This window comes from Nocardia sp. NPDC058244, from assembly GCF_042882065.1.
Lineage (GTDB): Bacteria > Actinomycetota > Actinomycetes > Mycobacteriales > Mycobacteriaceae > Nocardia.
In genome coordinates, this window is the sequence record NZ_JBHVWX010000005.1 from 26,545 (window position 1) to 44,379 (window position 17,835).

The 17,835-nt window shown below is 70.8% G+C and carries 19 protein-coding genes; 7 read left to right on the forward strand and 12 right to left on the reverse strand.

Features of this window, described 5'->3' with window-relative positions:
• Positions 1 to 30 precede the first annotated feature (30 nt).
• Positions 31 to 2,418: a glycoside hydrolase family 3 protein gene (locus ACFVW6_RS16490; protein WP_378828261.1), complete on the forward strand. Its 2,388-nt coding sequence runs from the start codon at positions 31 to 33 to the stop codon at positions 2,416 to 2,418.
• Positions 2,419 to 2,476: 58 nt separating this feature from the next.
• Positions 2,477 to 3,412, forward strand: a complete 936-nt coding sequence (gene ppk2 / locus ACFVW6_RS16495) for a polyphosphate kinase 2 (protein ID WP_378828263.1) — start codon at positions 2,477 to 2,479, stop codon at positions 3,410 to 3,412.
• On the opposite strand, the gene ACFVW6_RS16500 is transcribed toward ppk2, so the two are convergent.
• Positions 3,409 to 4,149, reverse strand: a complete 741-nt coding sequence (locus ACFVW6_RS16500) for a hypothetical protein (protein ID WP_378828265.1) — start codon at positions 4,147 to 4,149, stop codon at positions 3,409 to 3,411. The two genes, ppk2 and ACFVW6_RS16500, sit on opposite strands and share 4 nt — an antisense overlap.
• A gap of 95 nt (positions 4,150 to 4,244) precedes the next feature.
• Between ACFVW6_RS16500 and ACFVW6_RS16505 the strand changes: the two genes are divergently transcribed.
• The 3 genes from ACFVW6_RS16505 (at position 4,245) to ACFVW6_RS16515 (ending at position 6,849) form a co-directional block, all read left to right on the forward strand.
• Positions 4,245 to 4,970, forward strand: coding sequence for an NAD-dependent deacetylase (locus tag ACFVW6_RS16505; RefSeq protein WP_378828267.1), 726 nt, complete (start codon positions 4,245 to 4,247; stop codon positions 4,968 to 4,970).
• A gap of 44 nt (positions 4,971 to 5,014) precedes the next feature.
• The gene (locus tag ACFVW6_RS16510) at positions 5,015 to 5,668 is read left to right on the forward strand and encodes a CPBP family intramembrane glutamic endopeptidase (protein ID WP_378828269.1); all 654 of its coding nucleotides are present in this window, start codon (positions 5,015 to 5,017) and stop codon (positions 5,666 to 5,668) included.
• A gap of 77 nt (positions 5,669 to 5,745) precedes the next feature.
• Positions 5,746 to 6,849, forward strand: coding sequence for a glycosyltransferase (locus ACFVW6_RS16515; RefSeq protein ID WP_378828271.1), 1,104 nt, complete (start codon positions 5,746 to 5,748; stop codon positions 6,847 to 6,849).
• 40 nt (positions 6,850 to 6,889) lie between these two features.
• On the opposite strand, the gene ACFVW6_RS16520 is transcribed toward ACFVW6_RS16515, so the two are convergent.
• The gene (locus ACFVW6_RS16520; RefSeq protein ID WP_378828273.1) at positions 6,890 to 7,765 is read right to left on the reverse strand and encodes an NAD(P)-dependent oxidoreductase; all 876 of its coding nucleotides are present in this window, start codon (positions 7,763 to 7,765) and stop codon (positions 6,890 to 6,892) included.
• Positions 7,766 to 7,816: 51 nt separating this feature from the next.
• On the opposite strand from ACFVW6_RS16520, the gene ACFVW6_RS16525 reads away from it, so the two are divergent.
• Positions 7,817 to 8,224, forward strand: a complete 408-nt coding sequence (locus ACFVW6_RS16525; RefSeq protein ID WP_378828276.1) for a MerR family transcriptional regulator — start codon at positions 7,817 to 7,819, stop codon at positions 8,222 to 8,224.
• Between the two features lie 3 nt (positions 8,225 to 8,227).
• Here ACFVW6_RS16525 and ACFVW6_RS16530 read toward each other — a convergent pair whose 3' ends face one another.
• The 5 genes from ACFVW6_RS16530 to ACFVW6_RS16550 form a co-directional block, all read right to left on the reverse strand.
• The gene (locus tag ACFVW6_RS16530) at positions 8,228 to 8,686 is read right to left on the reverse strand and encodes a DUF5990 family protein (protein ID WP_378828278.1); all 459 of its coding nucleotides are present in this window, start codon (positions 8,684 to 8,686) and stop codon (positions 8,228 to 8,230) included.
• An 8-nt stretch (positions 8,687 to 8,694) separates the two neighbouring features.
• Complete coding sequence (locus tag ACFVW6_RS16535) at positions 8,695 to 10,137, reverse strand: hypothetical protein (protein WP_378828280.1); 1,443 nt, start codon at positions 10,135 to 10,137, stop codon at positions 8,695 to 8,697.
• Positions 10,138 to 10,213: 76 nt separating this feature from the next.
• Positions 10,214 to 10,396, reverse strand: coding sequence for a hypothetical protein (locus ACFVW6_RS16540; protein ID WP_355272239.1), 183 nt, complete (start codon positions 10,394 to 10,396; stop codon positions 10,214 to 10,216).
• Positions 10,397 to 10,420: 24 nt separating this feature from the next.
• The gene (locus ACFVW6_RS16545) at positions 10,421 to 11,677 is read right to left on the reverse strand and encodes an MFS transporter (protein WP_378828283.1); all 1,257 of its coding nucleotides are present in this window, start codon (positions 11,675 to 11,677) and stop codon (positions 10,421 to 10,423) included.
• Between the two features lie 93 nt (positions 11,678 to 11,770).
• Positions 11,771 to 12,142 carry a nitroreductase family deazaflavin-dependent oxidoreductase gene (locus ACFVW6_RS16550; protein WP_355272243.1) on the reverse strand — a complete coding sequence of 124 codons (372 nt, stop codon included), beginning with the start codon at positions 12,140 to 12,142 and terminating at the stop codon, positions 11,771 to 11,773.
• Positions 12,143 to 12,237: 95 nt separating this feature from the next.
• On the opposite strand from ACFVW6_RS16550, the gene ACFVW6_RS16555 reads away from it, so the two are divergent.
• A complete protein-coding gene (locus ACFVW6_RS16555; protein WP_378828286.1) occupies positions 12,238 to 12,882 on the forward strand; it encodes a TetR/AcrR family transcriptional regulator in 645 nt (214 codons plus the stop codon).
• A gap of 59 nt (positions 12,883 to 12,941) precedes the next feature.
• Here ACFVW6_RS16555 and ACFVW6_RS16560 read toward each other — a convergent pair whose 3' ends face one another.
• From ACFVW6_RS16560 to ACFVW6_RS16580, 5 genes are all read right to left on the reverse strand, one after another.
• Positions 12,942 to 13,265: a hypothetical protein gene (locus ACFVW6_RS16560; RefSeq protein WP_355272246.1), complete on the reverse strand. Its 324-nt coding sequence runs from the start codon at positions 13,263 to 13,265 to the stop codon at positions 12,942 to 12,944.
• A 79-nt stretch (positions 13,266 to 13,344) separates the two neighbouring features.
• Positions 13,345 to 13,878, reverse strand: coding sequence for a DUF4334 domain-containing protein (locus tag ACFVW6_RS16565; RefSeq protein WP_378829409.1), 534 nt, complete (start codon positions 13,876 to 13,878; stop codon positions 13,345 to 13,347).
• Between the two features lie 20 nt (positions 13,879 to 13,898).
• Positions 13,899 to 15,563: a GMC family oxidoreductase gene (locus tag ACFVW6_RS16570; RefSeq protein ID WP_357346937.1), complete on the reverse strand. Its 1,665-nt coding sequence runs from the start codon at positions 15,561 to 15,563 to the stop codon at positions 13,899 to 13,901.
• Positions 15,560 to 17,008: a flavin-containing monooxygenase gene (locus ACFVW6_RS16575; protein ID WP_378828289.1), complete on the reverse strand. Its 1,449-nt coding sequence runs from the start codon at positions 17,006 to 17,008 to the stop codon at positions 15,560 to 15,562. The genes ACFVW6_RS16570 and ACFVW6_RS16575 overlap by 4 nt, the downstream gene beginning before the upstream one ends.
• On the reverse strand, positions 17,005 to 17,817 hold the full coding sequence (locus ACFVW6_RS16580) for an alpha/beta fold hydrolase (RefSeq protein WP_378828291.1): 813 nt from the start codon (positions 17,815 to 17,817) through the stop codon (positions 17,005 to 17,007). The genes ACFVW6_RS16575 and ACFVW6_RS16580 overlap by 4 nt, the downstream gene beginning before the upstream one ends.
• Positions 17,818 to 17,835: the final 18 nt, after the last annotated feature.

Below are 17,835 nucleotides of genomic sequence, written 5' to 3' on the forward strand. Positions count from 1 at the left end.
CACCACCGACGGGACCGAAAGGCAGGGCTTATGGACGACCGCATCGAGGAATTGCTCGCCACCCTGGATCTGGCGGGCAAGCTGCGGCTGATCTCCGGCGCGAGCCTGTTCCGGCTGGCCGGTGATCCCGCGATCGGGCTGGCCGAGATGCCGGTGTCGGACGGTCCGTCGGGGGTGCGCGGCGAGAACTGGGACGAGCGCGATCCGTCGGTGAGCCTGCCCTCGGGCACTGCGATCGCCGCCACCTGGGACCCGGCGCTGCTCGACGAGATCGGCGCGCTCATCGCCGCCGAGGCCCGCCGCAAGAACGTGTACGCGGTACTCGGGCCGACGATCAACCTGCATCGTTCGCCGGTGGGCGGCAGGCACTTCGAATGCTTCTCCGAGGACCCGCTGCTGACCGGCGAGCTGGCGGCGGCGTATGTGCGGGCCGTGCAGGCGCACGGCGTCAGCGCGTGCCCGAAGCACTACGTGGCCAACGATTCGGAGACCGATCGCTTCACCGTCGACGTCCGCGTCGACGCGCGGGCCCTGCGCGAGCTGTACCTGTACCCGTTCGAGCGGGCCGTCGACGCGGGCGCGTGGATGATCATGGACGCCTACAACGCGGTCGACGGCGTCACCATGACCGAGAACCCGCTGCTGGACGAACCACTCAAGGGCAGCTGGGGATTCGACGGCGTGGTCGTGTCGGACTGGACCGCGGTGCGCACCACCGACAGCGCCGCGCACGGCACCGACCTGTGCATGCCGGGTCCGCCGTATTTCTGGGGCGAGCCGCTGGCCGAGCGGATCCGGGCCGGGGCGATCCCCGAGTCGGCCGTCGACGAGAAGGTGCGCCGCATCCTGCGTTTCGCGATCCGGGTCGGCGCGCTGGACGGGACGCCACGGAGCACACCGGTTTTCACCGACGCGCGGGCGCGGGATCTGGTGCGCGCGGTGGCCGCCGCGGCGATGGTGCTGGTGCGCAACGACGGTGTCCTGCCGTTGCCGCCGCGGACGACGGTCGCGCTGGTCGGTCCGTCGGCGGGCGAACCCCGCTATCTCGGCGGCGGCAGCGCGACGGTGATTCCCGGCCACACCACCTCCCCGGTCGAGGGCTTGGCGGCGACGTTGCCGGTCACCTACACCGCGGGCGTGCGCCTGTCGGAGGATCTCGTGCCCGCGCCGCTGTCGGTGGTGACCGATCCCGCGACCGGCGAACCCGGCCTGTCCGTGCGCTACCTCGCCGCGGGTACCGAACTCGGCGTCCAGCACCGCTCCGCGAGCCGGTTGGTCCTGCTCGGCGAGCCGCTGGCCGCGCGGGCCACGACGGTGGAGGTACACGCGCGGCTGCGCGCCGACGTCCCGGGCGCGTGGCAGATCGGTTTCGCCGGTGTCGGGCACATCCGGCTCGATCTGGACGGCGCGACGGTCATCGACGAGCACGTCGCGCTCGACTCCGGCGATCCGGCGGCGGTTCTGCTCGATCCGCCGCAACGTCAGGTGACGCGCACGCTGGCCGCCGGGGACGAGGTCGACGTGCGGGTGGTGATCGATCTCGGCGCGGCGGCGGTGCCCGGGTTCGGTGTCATCCTCGGGGCGACCCTCGGCATCCGCCGCCCGCAGCGCCCCGACGACGAGGAGTTCACCGCCGCCGTCGAACTCGCGCGCGCCGCCGAGGTCGCCGTCGTCGTGGTCGGCACCACCGAGCAGATCGAGAGCGAGGGCGTCGACCGCACCACCCTGCGCCTGCCCGGTCGCCAGGACGACCTGGTCGCCGCAGTGGCCGCGGCCAACCCGCGCACCGTGGTGGTGGTGAATTCCGGTGCGCCCGTGGAGATGCCGTGGCGCGACGACGTCGCCGCGGTGCTGCTGGCCTGGTTCCCCGGCCAGGAGTTCGGTGCCGCGCTGGCCGATGTGCTCACCGGGGCCGCCGAACCCGGCGGTCGGCTGCCCACGACCTGGCCCGAGACCATGGCCGAGGTGCCCGTGCTCGACACCACCCCCGTCGACGGCGTCCTGGACTACGCCGAGGGCATCCATGTGGGCTACCGCGCCTGGCTGCGGGCGGGCACCGCACCGGCCTACCCGTTCGGACACGGACTCGGCTACACGACCTGGTCCACCGGCGGACTCGTCGTCGCGGGCCGCACGGTGTCGCTGACCGTCACCAACACCGGCGACCGACCGGGCAAGCATGTCGTCCAGGCCTACCTGTCCCGCCCGACCAGCGCGATCGAACGACCGGTCCGCTGGCTGGCCGGATTCGCCGCTGTCACCTGCGCGCCCGGGGAAACCCGCACCGTCGACATCGCCCTCCCCCGGCGCGCTTTCGAGCACTGGGACGGCCAGGGCTGGGCGGTCGAGCCGGGTGCGTTCACGGTGCTGGTCGGCACCTCGGTCGAGGACCTGCCGCACACCGCGACGGTGTCCTGAGGGCGGCCCACACCGCATGTTCACCTCGCCGACACGCTCGTCGTCTAGCGTCCGCGAGATGACCGATGTCGACACGCGTCCGATCCCCCGAGAGGTCAGCGAGATCGCCGATCTGGCCACCGCCGTGAACCTCGCCGACACCTCGGCGTTCACCGTCGACGACAGCGACGACGACGATCCGTTGCTGCTCACCGCGCCCGGCGGGCTGATCGTCGACACCTGGCGCGAGGGCTACCCCTACGACGAGCGCCTGGCCCGCAATCAGTACGAGCTGGAGAAGCGGCTGCTGCAGATCGAACTGCTGAAGCTGCAGAACTGGACCAAGGCGACCGGGCGCCGCATCGTCATCGTGTTCGAGGGCCGCGACGCCGCGGGCAAGGGCGGCACGATCAAACGGTTCATGGAGCATCTGAATCCGCGCGGCGCGCGCGTGGTGGCGCTGGAGAAGCCCTCGGCGCGCGAATCCACCCAGTGGTATTTCCAGCGCTACGTCGAGCACCTTCCCGCCGCGGGTGAGATCGTGCTGTTCGACCGGTCCTGGTACAACCGGGCCGGGGTCGAGCGGGTGATGGGTTTCTGCACGCCCGAACAGCATCGCCGGTTCCTCGCGCAGGTGCCGCTGTTCGAGCGGATGCTCGTCGACGACGGCATCGACCTGGTGAAGTTCTGGTTCTCGGTGTCGCCGCTGGAGCAGCGCACCCGCTTCGCCATCCGCCAGGTCGACCCGGTCCGGCACTGGAAGCTCTCCCCCATGGACCTGGCCTCGCTCGACAAGTGGGAGCAGTACACCGCGGCCAAGGAAGAGAACTTCGAGCACACCGACACCGATCACGCGCCGTGGATCGTGGTCAAGAGCAACGACAAGAAGCGGGCCCGGCTCAACGCGATGCGGCACGTGCTCAACCGCTTCGAGTACGACAACAAGGACGAGGAGATCGTCGGTACCGCGGACCCGCTGATCGTGGGCCGCGGTCGCGACGTCCTCGGTTCCTAGCGCACCAGCGCGGCGGTGTGCGCGGCGGCCATCAGGCTGGCCAGCTCGTCGCGTTCGGCGGCGTCGAGTGCCTCCTCGAAGCAGGGCGCGATGAGCTCGTCGGTGAGGGCCTCCGCGGCGTCCCAGCGGGCCCGCTGATCATCGGAGATCTGCTCGAACGGTTCGGACCAGCCGAGCATGCGCGCGTGGGTCGGGCCGTCCGACATCGGCGAACCCGCGATCAGGATCGCCTGCAGCGGGGTGAGACCGTGGGCGAGCACGGCGATCAGGTGCAGGCCACCGCGCAGTTCGCGCAGCACATGGGTCAATTGGAGCGCGGCCGCCCGGCTGTCGGTGGGCAGCGGCATCGCGCGCCAGCCGGCGAACAGCGGCAGCCCGGTCGACGGCGCGGCCGCGACGACCCGGCCGAGCAGCTCGGCGAGCCGCTCCGCGTCGTCGTAGGCGGCGAGTTTGCGCCTGCCGAAGTCGTGGCAGGCCGCCAGGTAGGCCGTGGCCGCGTCGGCCGCGGGCAGCGGCACCGATTCCCAGGCGGCCCGGATACATCCGGGCTCGAAGAAGCCGAAGGCCGCGGAGACGACGTCGGCGTCGACGTCGCCGAGGACACCGCCCCGCCCGCGGGTGTAGGTGCCGTGGAAGCCGGGGACCCCGACCGCCTGCCCGAATTCCTTGGCCTCGCGCGAGATCATGAATGCCCCACCGAGTTCGAGCACCTGCTGTTTCACTGCTGTCGACGTCATTGTCTGCCTTTCACTCTTGTTCCACTCAGGCAGACTTTAGCGTGCAATAGCCAGATTGGGCAGCCCCCTCGGCGAGATCGCCCTACGCTGAACCCATGACCAGCCGACCCCTCGTGGCGATCCTGTCCGGCGCCGGTGTCTCCACCGACAGCGGGATCCCCGACTATCGCGGACCGCAGGGCCTGTGGCAGCGCGACCCCGACGCCCAGAAACTGGTCACCTACGACTATTACATGCGCGATCCCGACATCCGCCGTCGTTCCTGGCTCATGCGCGGCGAACACCCGGCCTGGCGCGCCCAGCCCAACGCCGCCCACCACGCCGTGACCGCGCTGGCCGCGAGCGGGGTGCCGGTGCGGGTGCTCACCCAGAACGTCGACGGCCTGCACCAGCTCGCCGGTCTGCCCGACCGCAAGGTCGTCGAACTGCACGGCAACGCCCGCACCGCCGTCTGCACCGAATGCGGTGACCGCACCACCACCGAGGCGGCGCTGGCGCGGATCGCGGCGGGTGAGGACGATCCGGCCTGCCTGCGCTGTGGCGGCATCCTCAAGACGGCCACCGTCATGTTCGGCCAAGCCCTCGATCCCGACGTGCTCGCCCACGCGATGGCGATCGCGCAGGCGTGCGGCGTGTTCATCGCGGTCGGGACGAGTCTGCAGGTGCAGCCCGCCGCCTCGCTGGCCGGGATGGCCGCCGAGCACGGCGCCCGGCTGGTCATCGTCAATGCCGAACCCACGCCCTACGACGCCCTCGCCGACGAGGTGATCCGCGAGCCCATCGGGACGGCCCTGCCCGCGCTGCTGGCCACCCTCGGCTGAATCCGGCCCGGCGCGATCGCGCCGCCGCGGCTAGTCTCGGGACCATGACCGTCGATACCGGCGTGGGTAGCCGGAAGACATGGCTCACAGTCGAATTCGTCGTCCTCTTCCTCGGGGTGGCCGCGCTGTACGCGGTGTTCCTGCGCGGGGTCGGGCCGCTGCCGTTCCTGCTCGTCGTCGCCGGTGGTGTGGTCGTGTATCTGTGCCGCACCGGATTCGACCGCCGCGATTTCTGGCGCCCCGGGGCACTGCGCGCCGCGCTGCCGGGCATGCTCGCGGTGTGGGCGATCGCCGCGGTCGGGCTCGGGATCGCGGTCGCGGTGCTGCGCCCGGCGTCGCTGTTCGATCTGCCCCGCGAACGGCCCCTGCTGTGGGTGCTGGTGCTGGTGTTCTATCCGCTGGTCAGCGTGTATCCGCAGGAATTGCTGTTCCGCGCGTTCCTGTTCCACCGATACGCGCCCGTGTTCGGTGACGGCGCCCGGATGGTGGCCGCCAGCGCGGCCGCGTTCGGTATCGCGCACCTGATGTTCGGTAGCTGGCTGTCGGTGCTGCTCAGCACGGCCGCCGGGTTCCTGTTCGCCGAGCGCTATCGCCGCACCCGTTCGCTGCTGACCGTGTCCGTCGAGCACGCGCTCTACGGCTGCCTGGTGTTCACGATCGGCCTGGGCGAGTTCTTCTATCACGGTGCCGCCGGCTGACCGGGTGAACCCGGCGCGCCGCTGTTCCGTATCACGGCAAGGGCCCGGGACGCGGCCACACGAGCGACGGAGGCCTCATGCGGGTGATGTTCGTGGCGATGCCGCTGCTCGGGCACCTGTTCCCGATGATGCCGCTGGCCACCCTGCTCCAGCGGCGCGGGCATCAGGTTCTGCTCGCCACGGGCGGTGCCGCCGCCGACGCGGTGGGCGAGCACATCCCGGTCACCGCGGTGGCCCCGCCGATCCACTATCTACGCTCGGCGGCACGCGGTCTCGGCGCCCATCCTCTACTGGCGGTGCGTTCGGCACACGGGATGGCCGAGCCACGTGGTGGCGCCCGGGTTTTCGCCGTCACCAACCGACCGATGCTCGCGCCTTTGCTCGCGGCGGCCCGGGAGTTCCGGCCCCAGCTGATCGTGCACGAACCGTTCGCCGCGGCCGCCGCGATCGTGGCCGCCCAGCTCGGCGTGCCCACGATCCTGCACAACATCGCCCTCGACGACGGCACCGTCCTGCGCCGGGAGCTGCTGCGCCTGCTCACCGACACCGATGTTCCCGCACCGGCGCAGACGCTGTCGATCGCGCCACCGAGCATCGTCGAGGTGAGCGGGCGCGCACTGCGCTACACCCCGTACGCTCCGCCCGGCGTCACCACCCCGCCGTTCCTGCGCGAACCCGCCACCCGTCCGCGCATCCTGGTCACCCGCAGCACGATGCTCGGTGACGGCCCGGACGCGATGCTGCGCGCGATCATTCGCGCGGCGCCCGCGGTCGACGCCGAGATCGTCATCGTCCGGCCCAACCGCACGACCGCGCGCACCGGCGACCTTCCCGGCAATGTCCGCACGACGGGCTGGATCGCCCTGCACGAGGCCCTCCCGCACTGCACCGCCATGGTCGATCACGCGGGTGCGGGGTCGGTCTTCGCGGCCCTGCGGGCGGGGGTTCCGCAGTTGGCCACCCCCGCCGCAGGCGACCGCGCCTGGAACGCCACCGTCGTGCAGCGTCGCGGCGCCGGACTGGCGGTCGCGGCCCGGGCGATCACCGCCGACCATCTCACGACCCTGATCAGCGATCCCGGCCTCGCCGCCACCGCCCGGTCGGTGGCGGGCGAGATCGCCGCGATGCCCGGCGTCGCCGAGATCGCCGACGACGTGGCGACATTCGTGGCCGCCTGCTGAGAGTCCCGCGCTACGCTGCCGCCCGACAGCACCGAGCGGATCAGCGGTGCGGCGTGCCGAATTCCTCGATCAGCACGGGATACTGCTCGCCGCCGTGTCCCGCGGCGATCGCGCGATCGGCCATCGCCTTGAACAATCGCGGCAGTTCGGCGTTGACGCCCAGGGCCTCGCACTCCTCGATCAGATGCGCCATCGACCGCGCGTCGGTCTCCAGCGCGGCGACCTCGGCGGGGAACGCGCCACGGTCGACCTGGGCGGCGTATCCGGGCAGCCAGGTCGCGACACCGGCGGCGATCTCCTGCGCGAACGGCGCGTAGGTGGCGGCGTCGACCCCGGCGACCCGGAGCATCGCGGTGCCCTGCAGCCAGGCATTGAGCACGCTCCACATCATGGCCAGACCGGCGGCGTCGTAGAGCGACGCGAGCCCGTGGTCGGTACCGAGATGACGGACGGTACCGAGCGTGTCGAGGGTCGATCGGTGCGCGGTGACGTCGTCGTGCGCTCCGCCGAGGAGGATGACCGCGTCGGCGGTCCCGATGGTCGAGGGGATGGCCATGATGGCGCCGTCGAGGTAGCGGGCACCGCGCGATCCGGCCCAGCGGGCGGTGTCCCTGGCCTGGGCCGAGTCACCGGAGGTCAGATTGAGCAGGGTCGCGCCCGCGAGGACGGTGTCGCCGAGCAGGTCGCGCACGGCCGGGTAGTCGGTGACGCAGAGGATCGTGAGGGACCCGGCGGCGACGGCGTCGCCGACCGTCGGGGCCAGGCGGGCGCCGCGGGCCACGAGCTCCTCGGCCTTGGTGGCGGTGCGATTCCAGACGGTGGTCGGGTACCCGGCGTCCAGGAACGCGCCGGCGAGGGCACGGCCCATCAGGCCGAGTCCGAGAACGGTGACGGGTGTGGCGGTGGTGTTGTTCATGGCAGCATCGTCGACGTTCATACCGGTGTGAGGGTCAAGTGGAGGATGCGGATGCGGATCGGCGAACTGAGCCATCGGACGGGTGTCCATGCCCATCAGCTGCGCTATTACGAAGCGCAGGGCCTGCTCACGGCCGACCGGAGCGCGAACGGCTATCGCGTCTACGACGAGGGCTCGGTCCTGCGCGTTCAGCAGATCCGGCATCTGCTGGGCGCTGGACTGTCCTCCGACGACATCGCCTACCTGCTGCCGTGCGCGCAGGGCGAGGTCCCCGAGTTGCCAGGGTGCCCGGAGCTGCTGGGCGCCATGCGATCACGGATGCGGCGGATCACCGAGCAGATCGACCGGCTGGCCCGGTCCCGCGACGCGCTGGCCGACTACATCGCGGCGGCCGAGCGCATCGGGGGCGACAGCTATCCGCCGTTGGACGGCTCCGGCCGTGAGCCGGTCTCGGCCTGAGGGTCAGGACCCGGCGGTCCAGGCGATCGCGGGCGGTGTCACTCGCGCGCACACCGGGTTTCCGGTGGCGTCGGTGAGTCCGAGCCGGGCCTCGAGGACTCCGGAGATCGTCGCGGCGGCCAGGACGTCCGCGGGGACGTCGGCGAGCATCAGTTTCGCGCGGCGGAACATGGTGGGGGTGCCGTCTTCGCCCGCGGCGGTCCAGCTGAGGTAGACGAACCGCACGCCGGGGCGGCCCTGTACGTAGGGTCCGCGCACGTCGGTGCCATCGACGGTGCAGTCCAGTGTCCAGCCGACCGATTCCGCGTCGCCGGGCTGCGGATCGAGGAGTTCCCGCGGGCGGTTCTTGCGCTGCACGCCGACGTGGATGTCGGTGTAGCGCGGCGCTCCCGCGGGTCGGCACGACGAGCCGGGCATCCGGGTCCCCACGATGCGGATCAGCACCCGCTCATTCTCGCCCACGACCGACCTCACGGCTGGAACACGGTCGCCGCGATCCGCAGCGACGACCACACCAGCAGCGCGCCCGCGCCGATGGTGAAGAACACGATCATCGGAAGATCGCCGTCGTCCCGGGCTTTCGTGATGATCTTGATCGTGCCCGCCTCCACGAACAGGGCCGCCACGAGGAGCGCGTTGATCGCGACCGCCGCCCACACCGCGCTCGGCTGGTACGCCCAGTAGCTCGTGACCCACCCGAACAGCAATGTGCTGGGCAGACCGAACATCATCCAGCCGAAGCCGAGCACGACCAGGTTCTCCCCGTGCGCCTTCGGATCGGTCTCGGCGGCCCCCACCGGCAGCACCCGGCCGATCTGCACGACCGCGTGCCCGACGCAGGCCAGCGCGCACGCGACGATCAGCGCGAAGTATCCGTCCGCCGCCTCCAGCGGTGGGTTGCGTGCCCAGCGGAACGGCAGCCAGCCCGCGCACACCACCAGCCCGACGGCGAAGACAACAGCGGGCCGGGCCAGCAGGTGGACGCGCACGTAACCGGCGGGGAAGAGCTCCGCGCGCCGCCCGTACAGCCAGCCGACGCACACCGGCGCCACGGCACCGACGAGCACCGTCAGCCAGCGCCACTGCGTCGGCGCCAGGAACATCGAGACGAGCGCGAGTAGCCAGCTGGTGACCACGAGGGCGAGCGCCGGTCGCGCGAGCGCCGTCCACAGCCGGTCGGCCCGGGCGCCGGCCTCGGCCATCGGATCGGGCTCCGTCGCCGGATCCACCTGCGCCACAGGACGTTCCGGCTCCCGGGTACGGGGCGGGGTCGGCCACTCCCCGGCGAAGGCCGAGCCCGGGCACAGGACGAGGCTGTCGTCGGCGTGGTAGTCGTAGTCGACATCGACCTCGCCGTAGTCGCGCATCAGCTCCATCCGCTCGGTGATGGCCAGCCCGTGCCACGGTTCCTCGCAGTGCGGGTTGGGGCAGTCGGGGTAGGTCGGGTCGTCGTAGTCGTAGCCGATGCGGGGTTCGCCGTCGCGCATGCTCTCCTCGACGAGCTGATCGATCTCGTCGAGCACTCGTTGCGCCGGTGCGGATTCGACGGTCGGGGTGGTGTCGACGGTGATCGTTCCGGCCGCGACCACGGCGTACTCGGCCGACACCACGTCGAGGTCCACCGCGACCGGCGCGGTCCGGAACCATCGACGCCGCACCGCGATCGCGTGGGCGGTGCCGCCCACCATCAGCCCGAACAGGCAGACGTCGAAGACGGTGTCGCGCACCGGGTCCGACTCGATCGCCCAGATCTCCAGGACCAGCAGCCCCAGGTACGCGAGCGCGGCACCGGCCAGCGGCCACGATCGTGCTCGCACGGCGAGGAGGGCGAACACCGGCCAGGTCAGCAGGCCGAGGGAGAGCAGCGGGACGAACGAGACGATCCAGCTGGCACCGTTGCGTACGGCTGACACGACCACTACCCCCACTGCCCGGACACGATCCGACGATCCTAGGGTCGCCGCATCATCGGGTCCACACGATTGGCGGCTACTCCGGGGTGGAGGTCTCCGCGGGCCGCCGGCGATCGCGCACGACCAGGACGACGGCCGCCACGGACCAGATGACGGCGTAGGCGACCGCGCGCATCGGACTCCAGTTGGTGAGCAGCAGGATCACGGCCACACCACCGAGGAGGCCGAGGATGCGGGTGGTGCTGGCCGGGCCGGTCATCCGGCGATCATCGCACGAACGCGGTCAGCCGTCGACGCGGGCGTCGGCCGGACGCGGTCGCGCACCGGTGGGCGGGCGGCGCGTGCTCCAGGCCAGGGCCGGGACGATGAGCAGCGCGATCGCCGCGCCGAGGTAGGCCAGGCCGGGGTAGTCGGCCGCCGCCACGATCAGTCCGGAGCCGAGGCCGCCGCCCGCGCCCGCGACGGCGATCCCGACGTCGACGGTGCCCTGGGTGCGAGCGCGGGTCGCCACGGGGGTGGCGTCGGCGATCATCGTGGTGCCCGCGACCAGGCCGAGGTTCCAGCCCAGCCCGAGCAGGCCGAGGGCGGCGGCCAGCGCGGGCACCGAGTTCGGCGGGGCCAGCGCGGCGGCCAGTCCGGCCGCGACCAGGGTGCCCGCCGCGGCGACGGCGACCCTACCGGCGCCGATCCGGTCGACGAGCATGCCCGACAGCAGCGAGGGCAGATACATCCCGGCCACGTGCACCGCGATCACGATGCCCGCCGCGCCGACGTCGTGGCCGTGGTGCTGCATGTGGATCGGGGTCATCGTCATGACCGCCGCCATCACCAGCTGGGTCACCACCATGACGGTCGCGCCCGCCACGATCGGCGCCGACCAGGTCCTGGTCGCGGTCGGTTCATCGGTGGTGGCGGGCACGTCGGTGACGGCCATGTCCCGGGCCAGGACGAGCGGATCCGGTCGCAGCAGCACCCACAGCACCAGACCGGCGATCAGATAGGCGGTGCCGGAGAGCACGAACGGCCCCGACAGCGGCGGGATGCCCCAGGCGGTGGCCAGACTCGCCATGGGGTGCAACAGATTCGGGCCGACGACGGCGCCGACCGTGGTCGCGACGAGCACGGTGCTGATGGCGCGGGCCCGGTGCGCCGGGGTCGCCAGATCGGCGCCCGCGTACCGGGCCTGCAAGCTGGTCGCGGTGCCCGCGCCGTAGACGATCAGCGACGCGAACAGCAGGGCGATGCTCCCGGTGACGGCCGCGACGACGACACCGAAACTGCCGAGGGCCCCGACCAGGTAGCCGGCGGTGAGGCCGGTCCGGCGGCCGGTCCGCTGCGAGATCCGGCCGACGCCGATCGCGGCCGCCGCCGACCCGACGGTGAACAGGGCACTGGGCAGACCGGCCAGCCCCGTCGACCCGAGCATGTCCTGCGCCAGCAGCGCGCCGACCGTGATGCCCGCGGCCAGTCCCGCCCCGCTGAAGATCTGGGCCGTCACGAGCACGGCGAGAGTGCGCCGCTGGGCCGGATGTTCGCTCATGATCGTCAACAGTGCGGCAAAGATGGACGCCGGTCCAATCGTTTCGTCGGCGCACGATCGGAGCTGTCCAGTGTTGCGCTCACCGCGAGCGGATCAGGCGGCCAGGTCCATCCGCAGGAACTCGGTGATGCGCAGCAGCTTCGGTGGCCGGGTCACGTCGTCGGCCAGCGCCCGGAACGCTTCGGCCTCCCCCACGACGACCGGGGCGGTGAGATCGAGTTCCCGCCCGTCGACCCGCAGCCGCGCCCGGCCCGCGGCCAGGACGTTCTGGGCCCAGTCGCAGCGCGCGCCGTACACGAGGACGAACAGGTAGCCGCCGTCGACGGGATAGGCGTCCAGGGGCGTGTGATACGTCGCCCCCGACCGACGGCCGACGTGGGTGAGCACCGGCCATTTCCCGCCCTTGATCGCGCGCGGGTTGAACACCCGCTTGTTGATGTGACCCCACCACCGCGGCATCGGCATCGGGCTCTCCTCACTGTGAAATCCGGCTGGTCTTACACCTGTAAGGCTGACTTACATGTGTAAGACTGTCAAGGCCGTCCACCCTCGGAGCTGCGATGACCCGACCACCCCTCAGCCGCGAACGTGTCCTCGACGCCGCCATCCGCGTCGCCGACCGCGCCGGCGCCGAGGCGATCACGATGCGCCGGGTCGCCCAGGAACTGGGGGTGGAGGCGATGTCGCTGTATCACCACGTGCCGAACAAGGACGCGATCCTCGACGGCGTGGTCGACGCCGTCTTCGCCGCCATCGACCTGCCCCCCACCGACCACGACGACTGGCGCGACGCCATCCGCGCCCGCGCGCGCTCGGCGCACCGGGTCCTGGCCCAGCACACCTGGGCACTGGGCCTGATGGACTCCCGCCGCCATCCCGGCCCGGCGACATTGCGCCACCACGACGCGGTGCTCGGGGTGCTGCGCACGGCCGGATTCACGCTGCCGATGGCAGCGCACGCCGTCTCGCTGATCGACAGCTACGTCGGCGGCTATGTCCTGCAGGAAGCGAATCTGCCGGTCACGACACCGACCGAGGTCGAGGACGTCGCGTCGGACATCCTCGCGAGCCTGCCCGACGGCGAGTTGCCGTACCTCACCGAGCTCATCGTCGACCACGCGCTGCGGCCCGGCTACGACCACACCGCCGAGTTCGCCTACGGCCTCGACCTGATCCTGGACGGGCTGGAGAGCCGTCGCACCTGACACGACGACCACCGTCCGGGCGGGTGAAACCCGCCCGGACGTGGACTACGGCCGCACCCTCAGTGACCGGCGGGGTCGGTCAGGTGCAGTCCCTCGCCGACTTTGATGCGGCGATGTTCGGCCAGCACGATCGTCACTCCCGTCAGCAGACACACGCCGCAGATCACCCCTGCGATCACTGCCCACCCGGCGAAGCCGGAACCCGCGGCCGTCAAGGTCGCGGCGAGAAAGACGATGCCGATGCCGATGAGGAGCAGTCCGGGCCAGTTGAGGGAGTCCTGGATGGATTCCCCCGCGTGGGAGCGGAAGGTGCGTTCGGTATCAGGGAACCTGTGTACGTGCGGATCCACGTGTGTCGCCCACGGGTCGGGATGTGTAGCCATGGCCTGCCGTCCTTTCGACGAGCCGTTCCATATCCCATGCCTACCCTTGATCCCGCCGATTCACCAGCGGTGTTGTGTGTCAGTCCCGACCGAGAACGAAGAAATAGGGATCGGGTAGGTCACGGAAGTCCATCAGACCGAACACGGTGTCCTCGTCGACCCGGCGGAACACGTCGATGATGGCCAGATGGTCGTAGACCATCGCCGCCGTCACGACCCCACGATGCTCCACCGACCGCAACCGCGCCCGATAGTCACGGGTGCGCAACGCCGGCTTCAGCACCCCGAGCAGGCCGCGGCCCCGCCGTACGAGCGTGTGCGGCACCTTGTCGGCCACACCCAGCGGCACCCGCTTCGGGTCGACGGCGAAGATCTCGCCCGCGGGAGCGCGGAACAGCAGCGGATGCACGCTGTCGACGCCGTCGAACTGCTTGCCGTACCAGCCCGATGCCTCGAGCAGCCCGTCGAGCCCGTGCCCGGTGGCCAGCTCGCGCCCGTGCCATCGACCGGTCAGCTCCGCGGGCGACACCGGCGCGAGACTGTCGAACAGGGCCAGCGCCGCCGCCCTGGTGCAGGCGGGTTCGAGCGCGGCGAGTTGTGCGGTGGCGGTCATGGCGTCCTCTCCGGAGCGGGTCATGCGGGCAGGCGCAGCGCGCCGGGCGCCGACTCGGGGACCACGGGCCGGGTGGGGGCGACAGGGCTGACCCGCTGATAGCCGGCACCCAGCGCCGGGCGGGGATCGGCCTCGCCCTTGTTGGGCCAGAACGCCATCGCCCGTTCGGCCTGGGCGGTGATGGTCAGCGACGGGTTGACGCCGAGGTTCGCGGTGATCGCGCTGCCGTCGGCGATGTGCAGGCCCGGGTAGCCGTAGATCCGCTGGTACGGGTCGATCACGCCGGTGTCGCTGGAATCGCCGATCGTGCAGCCACCGATGTAGTGCGCGGTGGCGGGGATGTTGAAGATGTCGGTGGCGATATTGCCGCTGACACCGTCGCATTCGTCGGCGTACTTGCGGGCGATGTCGTGCGCCAGCGGGATCCACGCGGGATTCGGTTCACCGCTGCCCTGTTTGGTGACCAGCCTGCGGCCCTTGAGATATGAGGTCAGCGAGTTGTCCAGCGACTGCATGACCAGCAGGATCACCGACCGGTTCGAAGCGCCGTGCGCGTTCTGCGACCGCAGGAACTGGATCGGGTGCAGCAGCATCGTCAGCAGCAGGCGCAGGAACCGGAACGCGCCACCGTCGACCATCGGCACCGTCTGCAGGAACAGCGCGTTCTGCCCGGTGCCGTACGTGCACACCTCGACGTGGGTCTGCGGCTCGGGATGGATGGAGGAGGTGATGGCCACGCCCTGGGAGAAGTCCTTGCGGGACTTGCTGGTGACGCCGATGATCGCCTCGGAGTTGCTGCGGGTCAGCTCACCGACCCGGGGCGAGAGCTGCGGCAGCGAACCGTCGGCACGCAGCTTGTGCAGCAGTTTCTGGGTGCCCAGCGCGGCCGCGGCGAACACCACCTGCTGCGCGGTGAACGTGCGCCGTTCCTTGCGCAGCCACCCGTTCGACGCGACGGTCTCGACCCGGTACCCACCGTCGCCGTCGGGCGCGACAGAGGTGACCGTGGTCAGCGGATGCACCTGCGCGCCCCGGCTTTCCGCCAGATGCAGGTAGTTGACCGTGGTGGTGTTCTTGGCATTGTGCTTGCACCCGGTGAAGCAGTCCGAACAGTGGATGCAGCCCGCCCGCCGTGGGCCCGCGCCACCGAAGTACGGGTCGGCGACCTCGACACCCTCCTCGCCTTCGTTGAAGAACACCCCGACCTGGGTGCGGTGGAAGGTGTCGGCGACGTTCAGCCCGCGCGCGACTTGCAGCAGCACCTCGTCCTTCGGGCCGATCCGCGGGTTCTCCACGACGCCGAGCATCCGCTTGGCCTGGTCGTAGTAGGGCGCGAGTTCGCTCTTCCAGTCGGTGATGTGCGCCCACGCGCGGTCCTGATAGAACTCCGGCAGCGGTTCGTAGAGGGTGTTGCCGTAGATCAGCGACCCACCGCCGACACCGGAACCGCTGAACACCAGGCACTTGCCGAGCACGCTGATCCGCTGCGGCCCGGTCAGGCCCAGCCGCGGCGCCCAGATGGCCTTGGGGATGTTCCAGTTCGTCTTCGGATAGTCCTCGGCGTTCCAGCGCCTGCCGGATTCGAGCACCCCGACCCGGTAGCCCTTCTCGGTCAGCCGCAGCGCGGTGACGCTGCCACCGAATCCGGAGCCGACGACGATCACGTCGTAGTCGTAGTCAGTCATGCGGAGATCACCTCGTAGTCGGCGGCGTCGAATCGCGCCTGCTTCTTGTATTGGATTCCGAGCAGCGGCCAGTTCGTGGTGATCCGGCCGTCGGCCTGCCGGTACCACGACGAGCACCGGCTCCACACGCTGTCGGTGAGCTGGTCCTGGATCCGGGCGTCATAGGCCTGTTCGACCTCGGGCCGCACCGTCAGCGGTTTGCCGGTGGCGGCGAGATGGGCGACGTAGTCACCGAGGTACTCGGCCTGGGCCTCGAGGAAGTAGATGATCGAGCCGCCACCGGTATTGGTGTTGGGCCCGTACATGATGAACAGGTTCGGGAACCGCGGCACGGTCATGCCGTAGTAGGCGTGCGCGCCGGTGCGCCACTCCTGATCGAGCGCGAGCCCACCGGTGCCGGTGATCGCCATCGGCGCGAGGAATTCGGTCGATTTGAACCCGGTCCCCCAGATGATGACGTCGACCTCGTGTTCGCGCCCGTCTGCGGTGCACACCCCGGCCGGGGTGATCCCGGTGATCTTGTCGGCGCTCACCTCGACATTCGGCTGGGTCAGCGCGGGCAGGTAGCTGTCGGAGAACAGCATCCGCTTGCAGCCGATCGGATAGTCGGGCCAGACCTGCTCGAACAGGCCCGGCTTGGCCGCGGTCTGCCTGCGCATGTGCCACTTGGAGATCGCCCGGATGGTGGCGGCGAGCGGCTTGGCGTAGACCCAGGCCAGGCTGAGCCCTTCGACCACGCTGTACCAGGTGCCGCGCTCGGCCAGTTCGGTCACCGGCAGCTTCTCGAACACCCGATGGTGCAGGTCGCTGAATTCGCGATCCGGGCGCGGGACGATGTAGGGCGCGGTGCGCTGGAACAGGGTCAGTTTCCCGACCCGCGGCTGGATCTCGGGCACGAACTGCACCGCGCTGGCCCCGGTCCCGATCACCGCGACGCGCTTGCCCGTCAGGTCGATGTCGTGGTTCCACTGCGCGGAATGAAAAGTGGTGCCCGCGAACGACTCCCGGCCTTCGATGGCGGGCAGCGCGGGCCGCGAGAGCTGCCCGACCGCGGGCACGACGACGTCGACCTCGACCGAGTCGCCCGAATCCAGGCGCACGGTCCACTTGCCGGTGGTGTCGTCGAACGCCGCCCCGGTGACCTCGGTGCCGAAGCGGATGTGGCGGCGCACGTCGTACTTGTCGGCGACGTCGCGGATGTAGTCCAGGATCGCCGGTTGCCGCGAGAAACGGTGCGGCCAGCGCGGATTGGGCTCGAAGGAGTACGAGTAGAACGGCGAGGGCACATCGCAGGCCGCGCCGGGGTAGGTGTTCTCCCGCCAGACGCCACCGACGTCGTCGGCCTTCTCGAACACGACGATGTCGTCGAAGCCGCGTTTCTTCAACGCGATCACGGCAGCCAGGCCACCGAATCCACTGCCGATGACCGCGATCGAGGGTTTCATGGCGCACTCCGGTTGTCGAGGATGGTCCGAACACACAGCTCGGGGGCGTCGCTGAAGGGCAGATGGCCGCACCCGGGCAGATCGGTGTGGCGGGCGAACGGCAGCACCGCTCGCGCGCGGGCGCTCTGGGTGCGGTGGGTGAGCACGACGTCGCGGGTGCCCCAGGCGATCGTCACCGGGATGCCGGTCAGCGCGCCGGGGTCGTCGCTCGCGTCCAGGACGTAGGTGGCGAAATCGTCGCGGGCCGCGGCGAAGGAGCTCGCGCCCGCCAGTCCGGCCAGGTCGACCCTGGCGGCGTCGGGGGTGACCCGGGTCGGATGCCCGAACATGACGGACAGCAGTGCCGCGCGCCCGGCGGGAAAGTCGACCGCCTTGTCCAGCGCCGGACCGGCGAAACGCGCGACCGCGCGCATGGCGGTCAGCGACCCCTGGACCCACCGCAGTCCGGGACCGCCGTAGAAGCCCACCGGCGAGAAGGCGGTGACAGCGGCGGCGACACCGCTACGCCCCAGCTCGAGCGCGATACCGCCGCCCATGGAGCTGCCGACGACGTGCGGGCGCCGGATGCCGTTGTCGCCGAGCCACTGCGCCATCCAGTCGGCATACCCGCGCGGGCCGGGCAGCACACCGGGCAGCACACCGGGCAGCGTCGGTGTGTCGCCGAATCCCGGCAGGTCGAGGGCGATCACCTCGTGCCGCTCGGCCAGGAGATCGATCACCGGCGCGAAGATCTGCCAGCGGCTGCCGAGCCCGTGCACCAGCACGATCGGCGAGCCGGCGCCCCGGCGGATATGAGAGATCTGCGTCATCGCAGCCCTTCATTCGGA

Excerpts from the sequence above, each read along its gene's own strand:
- ACFVW6_RS16540 (WP_355272239.1), bottom strand. The coding sequence starts at position 10,396 with ATGACCGGCCCGGCCAGCACCACCCGCATCCTCGGCCTCCTCGGTGGT.
- ACFVW6_RS16575 (WP_378828289.1), bottom strand. The coding sequence starts at position 17,008 with ATGAAACCCTCGATCGCGGTCATCGGCAGTGGATTCGGTGGCCTGGCT.
- ACFVW6_RS16565 (WP_378829409.1), bottom strand. The coding sequence starts at position 13,878 with ATGACCGCCACCGCACAACTCGCCGCGCTCGAACCCGCCTGCACCAGG.
- ACFVW6_RS16560 (WP_355272246.1), bottom strand. The coding sequence starts at position 13,265 with ATGGCTACACATCCCGACCCGTGGGCGACACACGTGGATCCGCACGTA.
- ACFVW6_RS16580 (WP_378828291.1), bottom strand. The coding sequence starts at position 17,817 with ATGACGCAGATCTCTCATATCCGCCGGGGCGCCGGCTCGCCGATCGTG.
- ACFVW6_RS16505 (WP_378828267.1), top strand. The coding sequence starts at position 4,245 with ATGACCAGCCGACCCCTCGTGGCGATCCTGTCCGGCGCCGGTGTCTCC.
- ACFVW6_RS16500 (WP_378828265.1), bottom strand. The coding sequence starts at position 4,149 with ATGACGTCGACAGCAGTGAAACAGCAGGTGCTCGAACTCGGTGGGGCA.
- ACFVW6_RS16525 (WP_378828276.1), top strand. The coding sequence starts at position 7,817 with ATGCGGATCGGCGAACTGAGCCATCGGACGGGTGTCCATGCCCATCAG.
- ACFVW6_RS16515 (WP_378828271.1), top strand. The coding sequence starts at position 5,746 with ATGCGGGTGATGTTCGTGGCGATGCCGCTGCTCGGGCACCTGTTCCCG.
- ACFVW6_RS16490 (WP_378828261.1), top strand. The coding sequence starts at position 31 with ATGGACGACCGCATCGAGGAATTGCTCGCCACCCTGGATCTGGCGGGC.
- ACFVW6_RS16545 (WP_378828283.1), bottom strand. The coding sequence starts at position 11,677 with ATGAGCGAACATCCGGCCCAGCGGCGCACTCTCGCCGTGCTCGTGACG.
- ACFVW6_RS16510 (WP_378828269.1), top strand. The coding sequence starts at position 5,015 with ATGACCGTCGATACCGGCGTGGGTAGCCGGAAGACATGGCTCACAGTC.
- ppk2 (WP_378828263.1), top strand. The coding sequence starts at position 2,477 with ATGACCGATGTCGACACGCGTCCGATCCCCCGAGAGGTCAGCGAGATC.
- ACFVW6_RS16520 (WP_378828273.1), bottom strand. The coding sequence starts at position 7,765 with ATGAACAACACCACCGCCACACCCGTCACCGTTCTCGGACTCGGCCTG.
- ACFVW6_RS16555 (WP_378828286.1), top strand. The coding sequence starts at position 12,238 with ATGACCCGACCACCCCTCAGCCGCGAACGTGTCCTCGACGCCGCCATC.
- ACFVW6_RS16550 (WP_355272243.1), bottom strand. The coding sequence starts at position 12,142 with ATGCCGATGCCGCGGTGGTGGGGTCACATCAACAAGCGGGTGTTCAAC.
- ACFVW6_RS16570 (WP_357346937.1), bottom strand. The coding sequence starts at position 15,563 with ATGACTGACTACGACTACGACGTGATCGTCGTCGGCTCCGGATTCGGT.